We start from the raw sequence: 17,735 nt of genomic DNA, 5'->3' as shown, positions 1-17,735 counted from the left end.
ATTTCTTCAGAGGGAGGGGTTATTTTTGCTTCATCTGCTTCGCCATTTCAATACTTTGAATAATTGCACGGCGGTTAATGGCATCATTATCGCCATCTAACACACGTCGCCAATAGCCAATTGCTTGCTCATAATCATTATGCAAAAAGGCATCAGAAGCCAGTAGTAACAAGCTTGAACTCTCTTTTGAATCTAATGATAAGGCTTTATCTAACCACGCTTTTGCCTGCTCGGACAGTTTTTGCCCTTTATCATAATAATCTACGGTTGCCATTGCCCCTAAAATCGCCGCTTTTTCGCCCAATACCACCTGTGCATTTTGATAGCTAATCAATGCTGAATTAAACTCATTATTTAACGCATAAGCCTGCCCCAATTCATACCATAAATCCCCATCGTTTGGGTTCTCGCGCAAACGGTTTTGCAAGCTCTCAATATAGCGATCGTTTTTTTGGGTTTTGTCTTCCATCTCCAATTTTACTTGGAAGGCTTGGTGCATTTGCTCACCTTTTTGCACCAAGGCATAACGCCCCGACTGCCAATAAAGTAAGCCACTGAGGACGGTAATTAAAAGCACAACCAAACTTGTAACAAGCGGTGAAAATTTCCTTTTATTTTGCCAAGGTTCTGTTGTATTTTGATCAAATTGATAACGGCTTTCTGCCTCCGACAAATATTCTTGTTTGAACGGTTCGGCAAAATTGCCTGCGAATTTGACCGCTTGTTGATAGTTTTCTAAATTAAGCTGTTCACGTGTTTTCATCTATTGTCCTGTCTTTCTGGTACGAGTTCTCCATACGATCGCAACTAAAATGATCCCCAGCAAGGCCACAGGCATCCCCCAAAGCAGCCAAGTTTGCTCATTTACAGGCGGTTTGTAGTTCACAAAATTACCGAAACGCTGGGTCATAATTTCAACAATTTCCTGATCCGATTTGCCTTCATTGACCATTTCATACACTTCAATACGAAGTTTATAAGCAGTAGTGGCATTTGACTCCAATAAATTTTGATTCTGGCATTGCGGACAACGCAAAGATTTCGCTAAACTCATTGCACGTATGCGATCTGCATCGTTGTGAAATTGGAAGGTATCGACCATTTCCGCCTTGGCTATATTGCTGAAAACGGCAAAGACAAGCGGTAAAAAAAGGATAATTTTTTGCAAAAACTTCATTCTATTCCTATATTCCTATGCTCTTATTTTTCGTTTCTTAATGCTTCTAATCTTGGCAGGAAATCTTTTTCAAAATCAGGATTATAGCCTTTTTGTTGGTAGCGAACGACGCCGTGTTTATCCACCAAGTAGCTTGACGGGGCGGAAGAGACCTTCAAGGTTTGAATTAAAAAACCGCGTTCATAGTCATCAATTACCAACGCAAATGGATTTCCCCAACGCCCTAAAGCTTCACGAGCATCGGTGGGTTGGTCTGAATAGGTTAAACCCACAATCGGCACGCCTTGAGCTTTCAATTTCAATAAGATCGGAAACTCTTTAATACACCAGATACACCAACTCGCCCAAACATTCAAAATATACGGCTCTTGTGGCAAGCTGTTGTTGGTTAAACGTGCGTGCGGATCAAGTAGATTTTTGCCCACAAATTCGGGTATTGGCTTATCTTGCCAATCTTCCGTTGGCGAAAGGGCATCTTTGTTCAACAGCGGAACGGTTAAAAATGCCACCACCGCCATAAGAATGGCGAGGGGGATGAAGAGGAGGATTTTTTTCATTGTTGTTTCCTTTTGTAATAATCCCCCCTCTTTAGCAAAGAGGGGAGGGGGAGATTTGGCAGAAGTGAAAACGGAGTCCATACGAAAAATAAACATCGTAATCAAATCTCCCCTAACCCCTCTTTTCTAAAGAGGGGGATTTTTTAGTAGCATTGCTATCGGCGGATTTTTTATTTTCTGCGAGAATACCCTAACAACGCCATTAGTGAAGCCAACACCATAATTACCCCACCAAGCCATAAAGCTCTGACGTAAGGTTTGTAATGTAGGCGGAAGGCGTATTCTAAATTGCCGAATTTATCGCCCATCACTACATAAAGATCATGCAAGCCGTGGTGATATAAGCCGACTTCAGCCATTGTCATGGTGCGGATGTCGTAATAACGTCGTTCTGGGATGATTTGGGCGAGCGTTTTGCCGGCTTTACTGATGGAAAAAACGGCTTGTTCAGCAGTGTAGTTGGCACCAATAGCATCGCGATACTCTTCATATTTAAATTCAAAATCGGCGATATTGGCAGTTTCAGTCGGTTTTAATCGTACACCAATTTCATCACCATAGTAGCTGTTCATCATCGCACCAATCACACAAATCGCAAAGCCGATATGTGCCAAACGCATTGCAAGCGGACGGATTTTCCACATAAAACGCAAATAAGGCAGATGCGTCAAAATAATCCAGAATGCAAGACTGACGAACACTACGGGAAGTGGTTCGATTTTAAACAGATGCGTTTGGCTCACGGTGTGATAAATCAAACCAAGGGCAAGCAACACCGCCACGGGCAGAAGCCAGAGTTGTAATTTGGCTTGTTTGAGCGGTACATTTTTCCAGCGAAGTATCACAGCTACGCCCATTGCACACATTGCTAGCAACGCAAGCGGGGTGAAAATAGTGTTGAAATAAGGTGCGCCAACGGAAATACTGCCCCATTGCATCATCGTAAACACAAGTGGATAAAAAGTGCCAAGCAACACAACCGAAGTTGCTACAGCAAATAAACCGTTGAGCAATAAGAATGCGGTTTCTTTAGAAAAAAACGTAAAGCGTACTTCACCTTGCCAGAATTGGGTTTTACAAGCGAAGAGTGCGAGAGCAATAAAACTGAGACTGAAGAAAAGCAGCAGTAATGCCACACCGCGATCAGGATCGACCGCAAAGGCGTGTACAGAAGTAAGTACGCCAGAGCGAACGATAAATGTGCCGAGCAAGCTTAAGGCGAAGGCGAAAATGGCGAGTAAAATCGTCCAATAATTAAACACGCCACGTTGTTCGCTAGCGATTAACGAATGCACTAACGCAGTGCCGAGAAGCCACGGCATCAATGAAGCATTTTCAACCGGATCCCAGAACCACCAGCCTCCCCAGCCAAGTTCGTAATACGCCCACCAAGCACCGAGGATAATCCCTGCAGTGAGAAAGCCCCACGAAATCATTGTCCAAGGGCGAATCCAACGAGCTACGGCAGCGTCCATTTTGCCAGAAAGTAGGCTTGCCACAATCATCGCAAAGCTCACTGCAAAGCCGACATAGCCTAAATAGAGCAGTGGCGGATGGAAAATCAAGCCAATATCTTGCAGCATTGGATTGAGATCACGGCCTTCTGGAGGAGGTGGAAAACTACGCTCGAAGGGATTGGAAACCAGCAAGATAAAGAGCATAAAGCCCATTGCAACAAGCGAAATCATCGCTAGTGTGCGATTAGCAAACAAGCGGTCGATTTTACGAGAAAAAAGGCAAAAGACCGTCGTCCAGAGCGTGAGTGCGGTAAGCCAAAAGAGCATTGAACCTTCGTGCCCGCCCCAAGTGGCAGCGAATTTAAAAAAATCGGGTAATTGGCTATTGGAGTGTTGAGCAACGTAAATCACCGAGAAATCATCGGTTAAAAACGCATAAGCAAGGCTTGCAAAAGAAATGCCCGTTCCGACCGCTTGTAATAGCGAGAGAAATGGGTTTAGCGATAAAAAATATGGAGCTCTTCTCAGCTCACCCCAAAGCGATAACCCTACTTGGGTTATCGAGGCAATAAGAGCAAAAATCAGGGAAAAATAGCCAAATTCTGGAAACATTGAAATCTAAGTGAACAAAAATAAAACTGCACAGATTATGCCATAAATCCGAAAGAGGGAGAACGAAAAAAACCTTACCTACCTCGAAAGAGGTGGGTAAGGTTTGATCATAGAGGGATTATTATGAAATTAGAAAGTGTAAGTTGCATTCATACGGAAATCACGACCTGCACCCGCTAAACTATTGCCGCCAGCACGTTGGCTATGGCTCTTATAGTTTTTGTTAAATGCATTATTTACCGCAAAATTAAGCATTAAGTTTTTGTTTGCTTCCCAGTTTGCGTAGAAATCGCTCACACCATACCCTGATTGTTTGATTGCCGCTGAACCAGCGTTTGACCCGCGACTTGGTGTGCCTGTTTCGCCTTCAACAAAACGACCTTTCCAACCTAATTCTAAACTTGGATTTTCAAATTTATAAGAAACGGCTGTTGTCCAAGTGCGACCTGTTGCTACTGCAAATACGGCATTATCTAAACTTGCACCGTTAAATGTGAAGGTTTCTGGTTTGCTGTCAGCAACGCCTACACGGAATTTGAAACCACCTTGTTTATAGGCACCACCTAATTCATAACCTTGGTTACGTAGTAGTGCAGCATTTACAATGGTGTTAGCTTTAGTCGCGTGAGCATCTTTTACTTTTTGCCAGAAGTAGCTACCGTTTAATGAGATGTTTTTAGTTACATCATAGTTGAAACCCACTTCTGTGTTACGTGCTTTTTCTGCACGTAGATTATCTGAAACATCACGTAATCTATCGCCTGCTAACATCGCTTCAAACATACGTGGGCTACGGCTTGCATAGTTTAAGTTAGTATTGAAACTTAAATTATCTAACGCTTGCCAGATTAAACCAACGCTTGGATTGAAATCAGCATGGCTGACGGTTTTGCCACTGTTCGCTTTGAATTTAAAGTGATCGTAACGTGCACCTGTGGTTAATGTGACTGGTCCAAAGCCCCAAATCCCTTCAACATATAAACCCACATCTTCTTTTTGTTGGTTGCGTTTTACACCTGTTGCATGAGCTATTGAATTTGGTTTTGCTTCTTGATGGCGGTAGTTAACACCATATTTTAGCCAGTGACTTTCACCAATCTCAGAATCTAAATCTAAGTTTGCACCTTGAGTTGAAACACGTGTAGTACTATAGCTTCTTTGGGCAGGTTCTTTGCGTGAGGTTTCAATACGGTAAGCATTTGCTTTTGCTTCAGTAATGAAGCCCATATTTTTACCACTCCACTCTAAGTTTGTCGTATCCTGTGTTGTAATACGATAACGAGGGTTATTATTTGCATCATTCGCAATCAAGGCACCATTTGAATCTAAAATATAGTAAGTGTTATTACCGCGATGATCTTTACCTGCGAAAACATTACTTAATGTTTGACCCGCTTTAAGATCTTGACTTGTACCTGCTAAATAAGATTGTGAGAAATCAAACTCTTCGCGTAATGCTCGTTCACCGTGATATTGTTCTTGGCGATGGCTTAACACAACGCGTTGATTTTCTGTAATGTCCACGCCAAATTTGGCTAATAGACCACGTTGTCCTAATGCACTATTTTTAACTACATCAGAGCCATCTTTATTTGAATAGCCTTTACCGCCTTTGTAATTTTCAAGAGTTTGCCAGTTACCGCTTAATAATGCATCTACAACGCCTGCTTTACCATAAACGGTTGCACCTTGTGAGTGGCCTTTATTGCTGCTTACGCCAGCATTAAGTTTGAAACCAAACGCTTGACCTTCTTCTAATAAATCTTTTGCATCAACCGTCGTAGCTTCAATAGAGCCACTGGTTGCACCAATGCCCGCACTTGCAGAACCTGCACCTTTACGTACGTCAATACGTTTAATAAGGCTTGGATCTAACATAAAACGGCTTTGGTGATGGAAAACTGGGGTGTCGCTTGAAGTATTATCTACTTTGAAATCAATTTGGTCTTGACCCATACCACGAATAGTCACCCATTGTGAAGTACCTCCATTACCGCCACCAAAGTTAATTGCGGGTTCAGCACTTAATACGCCTCTTAAATCTTCGTTAGTCGATTTTTGAAGATCTTTTAAGGTTACAACATTGGTTTTGCTTTTTGCTCCTGCATTTTCAGAAACAACTTGAACAACATCAAGTTTCACTGAATCAGCAGTATTTGCGTATGCAAAAGAAGAAAGCGCTGCAAGCACAGCAACAGAAAGTGGGGTGTTTTTCAATTTCATCTGTAGATTCCAAAATAAAGAAAGATAAGAATTATTCTTACTTGTAAAAAGTTCCGTAAATATATGTAAATTTTTAATAGGAGTCAATATCATTTAGAGTAAGTCTTTACATTTTAACCACGCTAAAGTTAATTTAACCCTTATTTTTCAATAAAAAAGCAGGTGTAAAAACCTGCTTGTAGAGAAATGTTATCCCTGTTTTTGCATAAATTCCCTATGTTGCTTACTTTGAAATGGCACGATTTTCACCTCATCGCCCTCTTCTAAAAGTTGGTAGAATTGCGGGTAGTTAAAAATGCTGTTTTGGTCATTTTCAAGGTATTGCTCAGCATACAAGCGGTTGATTTCACGAATTTTTTCTTCTTTTGTGCCACTGCAACTGGTGTAATTTTCGATATGATTGTTTTCGTCTAGAATATAGACGTTAAAACAACCATTTTTGCCATCTTCAAAGAAGAATTGTAAAAATCCTTCACTGGCAAAATCGTTGATTTGACTTGGGTACACCACCACTCGATTTTCGCCTTTTTTGCTTAAATGGCTTAATATGGTAAGGCGTTTGACTTTTTCAACCGCTTGTTCTGCAACAGGCTTAATTTTCACGTTTTTATCGCTAAATACCAGTTGCCAAGTTCTGCCTGCCACTTTTACCGTATTAAACGCATTGGCATAAATCGATCCTGTTTGTACTGAAATGCAACGATGCACCAGATCAGCGATGGTTTCCCGCAACTCACTGCGAAACTGTTTGCTATAGCAGAATACATTTACTGATTGTGGGGGGGCTGAATTGCGGTAGATTTTGTTGGAAAGTAGCTTTAGTGCATTCAAAACAGCTTGTTCACCCTCAAAATGTTGGGTACGAATTTCATTCCACATATTGCGGTAAATAATGCTTACGCTTCCTACCAAATTTTGCTCAAAGGCATTAAAGCTAAATAAATCGCTTGAATGGAAATCACGGCGAATATCAGCAAAGTGTTGCGTTGGATCATTTGTGAGATTTATCGCTAAAATAAGGCTACGAATTTCATTAGGGTGCAATAACTCATTTTCACTGATTTTCGGTGCAGAAACAGGGAAAAAGAGCCGTAGATCGGTAATAAATTGACGTAGTTTATGTAAATCAACATGTTGGCTAACCACGTGTAATTTGGTGCTCACGGTAATCATGCCATTGAAATATGCCCACGCCACCAGTTTGTGTAAATTTTTGTTGTATTGCACAAAGCGCTGTGAGGAGTCGTAAGCACTTTTTGGTGATTGATTAATCAAATACCAACCCGCTTTCATTGCCGAACTGTCTTGGGCTTCAATAAAAGTAATATTTTGTTCCGATAAATCAGGCGTAATATGTGGATTGAGTAGAGTTACTTTGCCAGGCAGTATTTCAAAAACCGAATAAAGCTTACGCATTAAAATGTCGGTATCGTTCGTCATTATGCTTGGATTGATATGGAATTTGTTGGCAAAATTGATTAAATTGCGATAACTTTGTAAGAGTTGTTCGACGAGCATTTTATCTTGCACAATTGCCTGTTTCATTTTCCATTTTGGACGAGAATTAAGTAACGCTATTTCTTCATCAGCCCAGCCCCAATCAGCAATTAAAGATTGCAACTCACGCTCACGCCAGTTGTAGAGCACTTTTCCTTCTTTGGCTTTAAGGTAAAAACATTGACGCAAGCGGTCTAATCTTGATAATTCTTTACGATTTTTAAGGTAATCTGTCACTTGCTCAAGCATTGCCAAATAAGGATCGAAATGATAATACTCCGTTTTGTTGCTCAATAATTTTTGCTTAAATTGTTTTGAAATAAGCTTCGTTTCTGGGTAGGTTTGGGCGTAGCTTTCCAACAACAAAATTTTGATTGCTGATTTGTAAGGACTTTCAATGCCTTTGTAAAGCTGCCATAAACTCGCACCAAAAAATTCGGACGTGGAAAGTGAAGAAAAGTCGCCAAAATCAATCCATTCGTTGAGATCTATTTTTTTCGATTTAATCGCTTTTTTATAGTCATTATCCGATAAATGTAGCCAAAGTAGGCGCTTGCCTGCCAAGCGAACTGCGGAACGATAAAATTCATCAAGCAAGAAAAAATGTTGTGCTGAACCGCTGTGTTCTTCGCTTACACCGCAGTTGTAATGATTCGATTTAAAGCGTTCAGGGTTCATCAAATAGAAATTAACTTCGATGCCTAATCCTTTTGCCCATTGAGTTAATTTAGCGAGTTTTTGCTCGATAAGTTGATAATCTTCACTGCTCATCTCATCATTATGACAAATCCATAAATCCAGATCAGATTTAGTCGTTTGCACAATTGAGCCAGTACTTCCCATTGAATAAATGCCATCAAAGGCACAATGCATCACCTTTGTTTTTTTCTCTTCAGGAATAAGCGTGTCAAAAAAACGTTGTTGGTAATGATTAAAGGAAAATTGATAAATACCGTGCGGAGCATTCTCTACATAAGCTGGCAATTCAGGCAGGTTATAATGTAATAATAATGGGATAAGATAAAAAACGTGCTTGAAATGGGCATCATTTGAAGCCAATGCTCGACGAATGCGATATTGATCCAATGCATTCACTTTTATAATCGCTTTGGCAAGTTGCACATCAGCATGAGAGGAAAGATCACGATCAATAGAACGCATATGAATTGAATTGAGAGCTATTGATGTTAGACTTTTCACCTTAGAGTCCTTTCTATTAAATTTTGTATCACTCTAACAGTTTAAACAAAAAAGTAAAGATAAAGCCTCTTTGCTGCAAACAAGAAGATTGATTTCGTCCAAAGAACAGCTCGGATCACATAATCAATTCGCTAAAATGGTTCAGAGAAAAGGCAAAATTGTGTAGAATAAAGCAGTTTTTCTGGCTTTCTCATTATTTTGATGAAAGTTTGAACGATTTATTATATTTCCAAGTACTTGAAGGATAAAAGATGAAAAGAGTCGTTATTACAGGTTTAGGTATTATTTCTAGTATCGGTAACAACAAAGAAGAAGTGTTAGCTTCATTAAAAGAAGGTAAATCAGGGATTGAATTCGTACCTGAATTTGCAGAAGTAGGAATGCGTAGCCAAGTGGCCGGCACCATTAAATTAAATCCAGCAGAGTTAATCGACCGTAAAGTTTTTCGTTTTATGGGTGATGCTGCCGCTTACGCTTACCTTTCAATGAAAGAAGCAATTGCAGATTCGGGCTTAACTGAAGAACAGGTTTCAAATGACCGTACAGGTCTAGTGATTGGTGCGGGGACTGGTTCAGCACACAGCCAATTGGTGGCGTGCGATGCGGTACGTGGTCCTCGTGGTGTGAAAGCGGTAGGTCCTTATGCCGTAACCAAAACAATGGCTTCAAGCGTATCAGCTTGTTTAGCGACCCCTTATAAAATCCGTGGTGTGAACTACTCAATCAGCTCCGCTTGTGCAACTTCAGCTCACTGTATTGGTCACGCGATGGAACTTATCCAATTAGGCAAACAAGATGTGGTTTTCGCTGGTGGCGCGGAAGAACTTTCTTGGGAATGTGCAACCGAATTCGATGCAATGGGAGCAGTTTCAACTAAATATAACGACACACCAACCAAAGCAAGCCGTGCTTATGATGCAAACCGTGATGGTTTCGTTATCGCTGGTGGTGGTGCAGTCGTTGTTGTTGAAGAATTGGAACACGCTCTTGCTCGTGGTGCAAAAATTTATGCAGAAATTGTGGGCTACGGTGCAACGTCAGACGGTTACGATATGGTTGCACCAAGCGGTGAAGGTGCAGAGCGTTGTATGAAACAAGCGATGGCAACCGTAAACGGTGAAATCGAATACATCAACGTACACGGCACTTCAACGCCAGTAGGCGATGTGAAAGAATTAGGTGCAATCAAAAACGTATTTGGCGAAAAAACACCCGCGATTTCATCAACTAAATCAATGACGGGGCACTCATTAGGTGCTGCAGGTGCACACGAAGCGATTTACTCATTATTGATGTTAGACAATGGCTTTATCGCTCCAAGCATCAACATTGAAACATTAGATGAACAGGCACAAGGCTTAAATATCGTAACAGAACGCCAAGACAAAGCATTAACAACTGTAATGTCAAATAGTTTCGGCTTTGGTGGTACTAATGCTTGCTTAGTGTTCCAAAAATATAACGGTTAATAAAATAAATTTATTATGAAAACTAAATGCCTTTACGGTTAAAATCGTAAAGGCATTTTCCTTTAGCGGTTAAAAAGAAAGAAAGTTTGCAAAATACTCTGTAAAATCGACCGCTTACTCACTTTCATCAAAATAATGATGTTTTTTCCACAGTTTGCACTACGCAAACGTTTTCTTTTTTTGTAAAATAGGGCGGATATTGCCCGTAGAGGTTTATATGGTTGATATTATTATCGTTGGTTTGATTGCATTTTCTATTCTGATTAGTTTATGGCGTGGCTTTGTGAGTGAAGCATTATCGCTGGCTGGCTGGGTATTGGCGTTTTGGGTAGCAAGTAATTTTTACCCTTATTTGAGTAGTTATCTTACCCAAGTGAACTCCATTTACTTGCAAAATTCAGAATATTTACGCAATGGCGTAGCGGCGGCAGCACTTTTCGTGATCGTACTGATTGTATGCGGTGTCATCAATGCGTTATTAAATAAAATCATTTCAACCACGGGTATTTTATCTACTACAGACCGTATTCTCGGTGGGGCATTTGGTGCATTGCGTGGGATTTTAATCGTCTCTGTAGCACTTTTCTTCCTTGATACCTTTACATCAGTAAGTCAAAATGAGCTTTGGAAAGAATCGCAACTTATCCCGCATTTTGACTTCATTGTGCAATGGTTTTTCGAGCAATTACAGGCAAATTCTAGTTTCTTAAATTCAACTAAATAGAGGTTATTTTTTATGTGCGGCATTGTCGGGATTATTGGGGGATCGCCTGTAAACCAAGCGATTTATGATGGTTTAACATTACTTCAACACCGTGGGCAAGATGCCGCAGGTATTGTCACTATTGATGAGGAAAACCGCTTCCGTTTACGTAAAGCGAATGGCTTAGTGAGCGAGGTTTTCCGCCAAGAACATATGTTACGCTTGCAAGGTAATGCAGGTATCGGGCACGTTCGCTACCCAACTGCGGGCAGTTCAAGCGTTTCGGAAGCTCAGCCTTTTTATGTAAACTCACCGTTTGGTTTAACGCTCGTGCATAACGGTAACTTAACCAACAGTGCAGAATTAAAAGAATTACTTTTCACTGAAGCACGTCGCCACGTGAACACCAATTCTGACTCCGAAGCGTTATTAAATATTTTTGCTCATTATCTTGATCAATATCCAACCTCACATCTTTCACCTGAAAACATTTTTGAAACTGTTCGCAAAACCAATCAGATTATTAAAGGGGCTTATGCTTGTATCGCAATGATCATCGGACATGGTATGGTCGCTTTTCGTGATCCGTTTGGAATTAGACCGCTTGTATTGGGTAAACGTGTGGTTGGTGGGAAAACCGAATATATGTTTGCCTCTGAAAGTGTGGCGTTAGACATCGTAGGCTTTGAGTTTGAACGTGATGTGCTGCCAGGCGAAGCCATTTATATTACCTTTGATGGTGAACTTCACTCACAAATTTGTGCAGAGAATCCAACGCTCAATCCATGTATTTTTGAATACGTCTATTTTGCCCGCCCAGATTCTGTGATTGATGGCGTGTCTGTTTATGCTTCACGCGTACATATGGGCGAAATGTTGGGCGAAAAAATTAAACGTGAGTGGGGCAGAATAGTGGATGAAATCGATGTGGTTATTCCTGTGCCTGAAACCTCAAACGATATTGCCGTGCGTATTGCCAACGTACTTTACAAACCATATCGCCAAGGTTTTGTGAAAAATCGTTATGTGGCTCGCACCTTTATTATGCCAGGTCAAGCACAGCGGAAAAGCTCGGTTCGCCGTAAACTTAACGCAATCGCTGCAGAGTTTAAAGGCAAAAATGTATTATTAGTCGATGACTCTATCGTGCGTGGCACAACCTCTGAACAGATTGTTGAAATGGCACGTGCTGCTGGAGCAAAAAAAGTGTACTTCGCTTCTGCAGCACCAGAAATTCGCTATCCAAACGTATATGGCATTGATATGCCAACCAGTGAAGAATTAGTGGCGTATCATCGTGATGTAGATCAAATTGCAGAGATGATTGGTGTAGATAAATTGATTTTCCAAGATTTAGATGCCTTAATAAAAGCGGTTCAAACTGAAAACCCAGCAATCAAAAACTTTGATGCATCGGTGTTTACAGGCGAATATATTACAGGCGATGTAGATCAAGTATATTTAGAGGCAATTGCTGCAGCTCGTAATGATAAAGCAAAAGCAAAAAATGCGGCTCAATCAGGCAATTTAGAAATTCACAACATTAGTGCAAGTGCATAATCGGTGAAAATCGGGTAAACTAAGAAAAAAAGGGCGTTTTTTTACGTCCTTTCTCTTATTCTTCAAAAGGAAAATATGATGGCACTTTTACCTCTCAACGAGGCTTTGGCAAATATGCTTGCTCAGCTTCCAACCCCAACAGAAACAGAAACGCTTTCCCTTAATCAAGCAGCAAATAGAGTACTCGCTCAAGATATTATTTCTCCGATTAACGTCCCAAGTTTTGATAATTCAGCGATGGATGGCTATGCAATCAAATTGGCGGATTTAGATCAATTTTCTACTTTTACCATTGCAGGCAAAGCTTTCGCAGGTAAGCCGTTTGAGGGCAAAATCAAATCAGGCGAGTGTGTGCGAATTATGACGGGTGCAATGCTGCCAACAGGCTGCGATGCCGTGATTATGCAAGAAGAAACCGAACAAGCGGGCGAAAATCAGATTAAATTTACCAACAGTATTAAGCTTGGGCAGAACATCCGCCGCGTGGGCGAAGATGTAGCACAAGGCAGTCTTGTGCTTGCCAAAGGCAGTTTATTAAACGTGGCGAGTTTACCGTTGTTGGCATCGCTTGGCATTGCGAAAGTAGAGGTATTTAAACGCACTAAAGTCGCGATTCTTTCTACAGGCGATGAATTAGTAAGCGTAGGGAATACGTTGACCGTTGGGCAAATTTACGATACCAATCGTTTTGCCGTATGCTTGATGTTAGAAAAATTAAATTGCGAGATTTTAGATTTCGGCATTTTGCCAGACGATCCAACCATTTTCGAAGAGACTTTTATGAAAGCACAACAAGCTGCAGATGTGTTAATTACCAGCGGTGGCGTTTCTGTTGGTGAAGCAGATTTTACCAAAGATGTGCTCGAAAAATTGGGTAAAATCGCCTTCTGGAAAATCGCAATGAAACCAGGTAAGCCATTCGCATTTGGCTTTTTAGGTAATGAAAACGAAAAACAAACCGTCTTCTTCGGTTTGCCAGGTAATCCTGTTTCAGCCTTAGTTACTTTCTACCAATTAGTGCAGCCTGCTTTGGCTCAACTTGCAGGCTTAAATGCAGATTATCTTGCAAATTTAACGCCAAAAATGACCGCTTTTGCGGCAATTAATCTGAAAAAAGCCGTTGGTCGCCAAGACTTCCAACGCGGTTTTTATTTCATCAATGAGCAAGGCGAATTGATGGTAAAACCTGTTGGGCAGCAAGGTTCGCACATTTTTAGTGCTTTTTATGAAAGCAACTGCTTTATTGTGTTAGAAGCTGAACGTGGCAATGTGCAAGCAGGCGAAAAAGTGACCATTCAGCCTTTTAATGGCTTGTTGAAATAGTAGGGAATATGGAATTAACCGATCACGAAATATTGCGTTACAACCGACAAATCAGCCTAAAAGCGGTTGATTTTGATGGGCAAGAAAAGCTCAAAGAGAGCCGTGTACTGATTGTGGGAGCGGGAGGTTTAGGCTGTGCTGCAAGCCAATATTTGGCAAGTGCTGGAGTGGGTAAAATCATTTTGGTGGATTTTGACACTATCTCGCTTTCTAATTTGCAACGCCAAATTCTTTATACGGATGCCGATATGGGTAAACCTAAAGCGGAAGTAGCAAAGGTTCGTTTGCAATCAATCAATCCGAATATTGAAGTGCAAGCAGTCGTGAAAAAATGTGATGATGCAGAATTTGCCGAACTCATTAGACAAGTAGATATAGTCGTTGATTGTACAGATAACGTAGATGTGCGAAACCAACTCAATTTTCAATGTTTCCAACAAAGACGTCCGCTTGTTTCAGGTTCAGCAATCCGTTTTGAAGGGCAAGTTTCCGTTTTTACCTATGCTGACAATGAAGCGTGCTACCAGTGTTTAAGCCAGCTTTTTGGAAGTGATACGTTAAGCTGTGTAGAAGCGGGTGTGATTTCCCCCATTGTAGGCGTGATTGGCAGTTTACAGGCATTGGAAACCATAAAAGTTTTGCTTGATATTGGCAAAACCTTGTCAGGGAAATTGTTAATTATTGATGGTTTACATTTTTTTGTGCGAGAAATGAATTTACCTAAAATGCCGAGCTGTAAGGTTTGCACTGTATCGCACGAGTAAATTGCATAAATAAAGCTAATATGACTTATAATTTTATTTGTGAAATGATTTATTTGACAGCTAAAACGTTTTAGCCTAAAATAATCAGCGTTTTGTTCCTCCTTAGTTCAGTCGGTAGAACGGTGGACTGTTAATCCATATGTCGCAGGTTCGAGTCCCGCAGGAGGAGCCAACTAATTTCCTTTAGTTTTACTTTTGTTCTTGTTTTATTTGTCTCCTTTTGTAAAACAGTAATTCTTACCTCCAGAATTAGAACAAAAGATTTGCCCTATAGCCCTTTTGCTATAGGGTTATTTTTTATCTTAAAACAAGTACTATTATTACTCTAAATTACACTCCAATTGATCTTTCTTTACATTGGAAAACCACGTTACATAATCAAATTGGTCGTAATATTTCCGCCCGTTCCAACCTGAAAATTCAAATAAATTACCAACTTGTCCTTTTTTCTCAAAACCTTTGATGTAAAAACTGGATTTGATTTCAGGGTAAGGCTTATGCGTAAACACTACTTTATGTTTAAATGGCAGTTGGTCAAAATCTTGTAAATTTTGCTCGGTGCAACTATCGCGATCTGTCATCATAATAAACAGATTATCTAAATTTACTCTTTTGAGACGCTCTTCCCATTTTGCTTTCGCTTCTTGCTCACTGTGATAATGCATAAAATGTAGCGTAATATCACTTAATTTTCCTACGGGATAAGGCTTATCAGTAGTTATAAAGCCAAGCTCCATTTGATTATAAGCGGTCATATTTTGCAGATATTTTACAAAGTCAGCAGGTTCAAGATAAAGATTTACAAAAGGCGAACGGAATTGCTCCCTTAAATCGTGCAGAATAAGGGCACCATTGCAATTACTGGCAATCACAGACATTTCATGATTACTCAAACGTTGTTGATTTTTCTGGTTAATTGATTTTCGCATCTGGCGATTAAACCAATTTCTAAATTTAGTAAATAACAAAATTCTTTCCTCTCTCCAAAAATACAAAAGAACAGCAATTTATGGTTGCTGTTCTCTATGACAAAAAGTTCAAAGCGAAGTTTAGAATGTCTCTTTAGCTTCTTTTAACAACGCTTCTGGAATGGTAATGCCATAAGCTTTAGCTGTTTGCGTATTGACTGAAAGCTCCATTTTGCTCACTTCATGTGTTGGAATTGAACCTGCTTTTTCGCCTTTTAACACTCGGGCCGCCACTTTACCTGTTTCCACGCCAATATCATATTGATTTACCGCATAAGCCGCTAAAGCCCCACGTTTTACCGTATCACGGTCAGCAGCAATCACAGGCACTTTAATTTCTAATGCAGCTTTGTGTAATGCTTCATAAGCAGAAACCACTGCATTATCTTCAGAGATATAAATTGCTTGCACTTTACCCGCTAAACTGCGTGCTGCTGTGCCAATATCTGCACTACGTTGTACGGCAACAGGCACTACTTTGATATTTGCTTTCGCAGCTTCAGCCTGCAATTCTTTTAATACAATCGCTGAGTTTACTTCACCTGCACTAAACACATAGCCAACCGCTTTAAGCTCTGGTACAAATTTATGGATCAACTCCAATTGCGGTTCAATCGCTTTATGGTCTGAAACACCTGTTACATTCGTGCCTGTTGGCTCCCAAGATTTGACTAACTTAGCGGCTACGGGATCAGTTACCGCAGAATAAACCACAGGAATAGTTTTAGTTGCTGCGACAACAGGTTGAGCTGATGGGGTTGAAATTGGAATGATGATCTCTGCTTTATCGCCTACAAATTTACGGGCAATTTGAGCCGCTGTTGCGGTGCTACCTTGAGCAGATTGATAGTCTATTTTAATCGTTTTGCCATCTTCAAAACCTTGATTTGCAAGCTCATCGACAATCCCTTTACGAATAGTATCTAACGCAGGATGCTCAACAATGGCAGTAATAGCCACCTTAGGCAGTTCTTGAGCAATTGTATTGAGTGAAAACGCAACTAAAGCAGAAATAATTAAGGTTTTATAAGATTTCATAACATCATCCTCTTTAAAATCAAATTTAACTTCAATTGAACTATTAAACTAGTACATTTAAATCAAAGATACTCTACCTTTTAAAGAATGTAAAGCAAAATTATTTAAAATGGTACTCTAGGTGGATATTCTATCTAGTTATATCAAATAGTTTTTTGTCTCTACAAATTTAATCAAAATGGCGTATGCTTAATCCAACTTTAACCTAATTCAAAATAAGGAATTTGCCATGACAATTTATACAGACAACTCATATACCATTGGTAACACCCCTCTTGTTCGCTTAAAACATTTCGGCAATAATGGCAATTTGGTCGTAAAAGTAGAATCACGTAATCCGAGCTTTAGCGTGAAATGCCGTATTGGTGCGAATATGGTATGGCAAGCGGAGAAAGATGGTCTTTTAACTAAAGGCAAAGAGATCGTAGATGCAACTAGCGGTAACACAGGAATTGCTCTTGCTTATGTAGCAGCTGCTCGCGGTTATAAAATTACTTTAACGATGCCTGAAACGATGAGTCTTGAGCGTAAGCGTTTATTACGTGGTTTAGGCGTAAACCTTGTATTAACCGAAGGTGCAAAAGGGATGAAAGGTGCGATTGCAAAAGCTGAAGAAATCGTAGCAAGCGATCCAAATCATTACGTGATGTTAAAACAGTTTGAAAATCCAGCAAACCCAGCGATTCACCAACAAACGACAGGCCCTGAAATTTGGAATGCGACTGAAGGTAAAGTGGATGTTATTGTGGCTGGCGTCGGAACAGGCGGTACAATTACAGGGATTTCTCGCCATATCAAACAAGATCAAGGTAAACAGATTATTTCTGTTGCTGTTGAGCCGAAAGAGAGCCCAGTAATTACGCAAACCTTAAATGGCGAAGAAGTAAAACCAGGTCCTCACAAAATTCAAGGTATCGGTGCAGGTTTCATTCCAAAAAATTTAGATTTAAGTTTAATTGATCGTGTAGAACAAGTTTCAAGCGATGAAGCTATTGCAACCGCTCGTCGTTTAATGGCAGAAGAAGGTATTTTAGTAGGTATTTCATCAGGTGCTGCAGTGGCTGCTGCGAATCGCTTAGCACAACAACCAGAGTTTGCGGATAAATTGATTGTAGCCATTTTACCATCAGCATCAGAGCGTTACTTAAGTACCGCATTATTTGAAGGTATTGAGATTTAATTTATTG

At 40.3% G+C, this 17,735-nt stretch carries 14 protein-coding genes and 1 tRNA gene; 7 read left to right on the top strand and 8 right to left on the bottom strand.

Annotated features, from left to right (window positions below; genetic code table 11):
- Nucleotides 1-19: 19 nt before the first annotated feature.
- From QMF79_RS10210 to QMF79_RS10185, 6 genes are all read right to left on the bottom strand, one after another.
- Nucleotides 20-763: a TPR domain-containing protein gene (locus QMF79_RS10210; protein ID WP_281773779.1), complete on the bottom strand. Its 744-nt coding sequence runs from the start codon at nt 761-763 to the stop codon at nt 20-22.
- Nucleotides 764-1,177 (bottom strand): heme lyase NrfEFG subunit NrfF, encoded by a 414-nt coding sequence (gene nrfF / locus QMF79_RS10205; RefSeq protein WP_281773778.1) that lies wholly within the window; start codon nt 1,175-1,177, stop codon nt 764-766.
- Between the two features lie 23 nt (nt 1,178-1,200).
- A complete protein-coding gene (locus tag QMF79_RS10200) occupies nt 1,201-1,734 on the bottom strand; it encodes a redoxin family protein (RefSeq protein WP_281773777.1) in 534 nt (177 codons plus the stop codon).
- Between the two features lie 170 nt (nt 1,735-1,904).
- Entirely contained in the window at nt 1,905-3,803 is a 1,899-nt protein-coding gene (gene nrfE / locus QMF79_RS10195) for a heme lyase NrfEFG subunit NrfE (protein ID WP_281773776.1), read from the bottom strand.
- Between the two features lie 129 nt (nt 3,804-3,932).
- Nucleotides 3,933-6,026: a TonB-dependent receptor domain-containing protein gene (locus tag QMF79_RS10190; RefSeq protein WP_281773775.1), complete on the bottom strand. Its 2,094-nt coding sequence runs from the start codon at nt 6,024-6,026 to the stop codon at nt 3,933-3,935.
- A gap of 189 nt (nt 6,027-6,215) precedes the next feature.
- A complete protein-coding gene (locus QMF79_RS10185) occupies nt 6,216-8,684 on the bottom strand; it encodes a class I adenylate cyclase (RefSeq protein WP_281773807.1) in 2,469 nt (822 codons plus the stop codon).
- Nucleotides 8,685-8,974: 290 nt separating this feature from the next.
- Here QMF79_RS10185 and fabB point away from each other — a divergent pair, with 290 nt between their 5' ends.
- The 6 genes from fabB to QMF79_RS10155 all read left to right on the top strand — a co-directional run bounded on the left by fabB (nt 8,975) and on the right by QMF79_RS10155 (nt 14,714).
- The gene (gene fabB / locus QMF79_RS10180; RefSeq protein WP_111312647.1) at nt 8,975-10,192 is read left to right on the top strand and encodes a beta-ketoacyl-ACP synthase I; all 1,218 of its coding nucleotides are present in this window, start codon (nt 8,975-8,977) and stop codon (nt 10,190-10,192) included.
- 217 nt (nt 10,193-10,409) lie between these two features.
- Nucleotides 10,410-10,916 carry a CvpA family protein gene (locus QMF79_RS10175; protein ID WP_281773774.1) on the top strand — a complete coding sequence of 169 codons (507 nt, stop codon included), beginning with the start codon at nt 10,410-10,412 and terminating at the stop codon, nt 10,914-10,916.
- A gap of 12 nt (nt 10,917-10,928) precedes the next feature.
- Nucleotides 10,929-12,455, top strand: coding sequence for an amidophosphoribosyltransferase (purF, locus tag QMF79_RS10170; protein ID WP_281773773.1), 1,527 nt, complete (start codon nt 10,929-10,931; stop codon nt 12,453-12,455).
- Nucleotides 12,456-12,533: 78 nt separating this feature from the next.
- Nucleotides 12,534-13,778 carry a molybdopterin molybdotransferase MoeA gene (moeA, locus tag QMF79_RS10165; protein ID WP_281773772.1) on the top strand — a complete coding sequence of 415 codons (1,245 nt, stop codon included), beginning with the start codon at nt 12,534-12,536 and terminating at the stop codon, nt 13,776-13,778.
- 8 nt (nt 13,779-13,786) lie between these two features.
- Nucleotides 13,787-14,542: a molybdopterin-synthase adenylyltransferase MoeB gene (gene moeB / locus QMF79_RS10160; protein WP_281773771.1), complete on the top strand. Its 756-nt coding sequence runs from the start codon at nt 13,787-13,789 to the stop codon at nt 14,540-14,542.
- Nucleotides 14,543-14,638: 96 nt separating this feature from the next.
- Nucleotides 14,639-14,714 (top strand) — tRNA-Asn (locus QMF79_RS10155).
- A gap of 148 nt (nt 14,715-14,862) precedes the next feature.
- On the opposite strand, the gene QMF79_RS10150 is transcribed toward QMF79_RS10155, so the two are convergent.
- Both QMF79_RS10150 and QMF79_RS10145 read right to left on the bottom strand, forming a co-directional pair.
- Entirely contained in the window at nt 14,863-15,471 is a 609-nt protein-coding gene (locus tag QMF79_RS10150) for a DUF1919 domain-containing protein (RefSeq protein WP_281773806.1), read from the bottom strand.
- A gap of 120 nt (nt 15,472-15,591) precedes the next feature.
- Nucleotides 15,592-16,548 carry an ABC transporter substrate-binding protein gene (locus tag QMF79_RS10145; protein WP_281773770.1) on the bottom strand — a complete coding sequence of 319 codons (957 nt, stop codon included), beginning with the start codon at nt 16,546-16,548 and terminating at the stop codon, nt 15,592-15,594.
- A 229-nt stretch (nt 16,549-16,777) separates the two neighbouring features.
- Here QMF79_RS10145 and cysK point away from each other — a divergent pair, with 229 nt between their 5' ends.
- Nucleotides 16,778-17,728: a cysteine synthase A gene (gene cysK / locus QMF79_RS10140; RefSeq protein ID WP_119223166.1), complete on the top strand. Its 951-nt coding sequence runs from the start codon at nt 16,778-16,780 to the stop codon at nt 17,726-17,728.
- Nucleotides 17,729-17,735: the final 7 nt, after the last annotated feature.

The organism is Pseudohaemophilus parahaemolyticus (genome assembly GCF_938021905.1).
In the GTDB taxonomy this organism is placed as follows: domain Bacteria; phylum Pseudomonadota; class Gammaproteobacteria; order Enterobacterales; family Pasteurellaceae; genus Haemophilus_A; species Haemophilus_A parahaemolyticus_B.
Note: the sequence above shows the minus strand (reverse complement) of the source record. Positions and strands in the feature narration are given on the sequence as shown.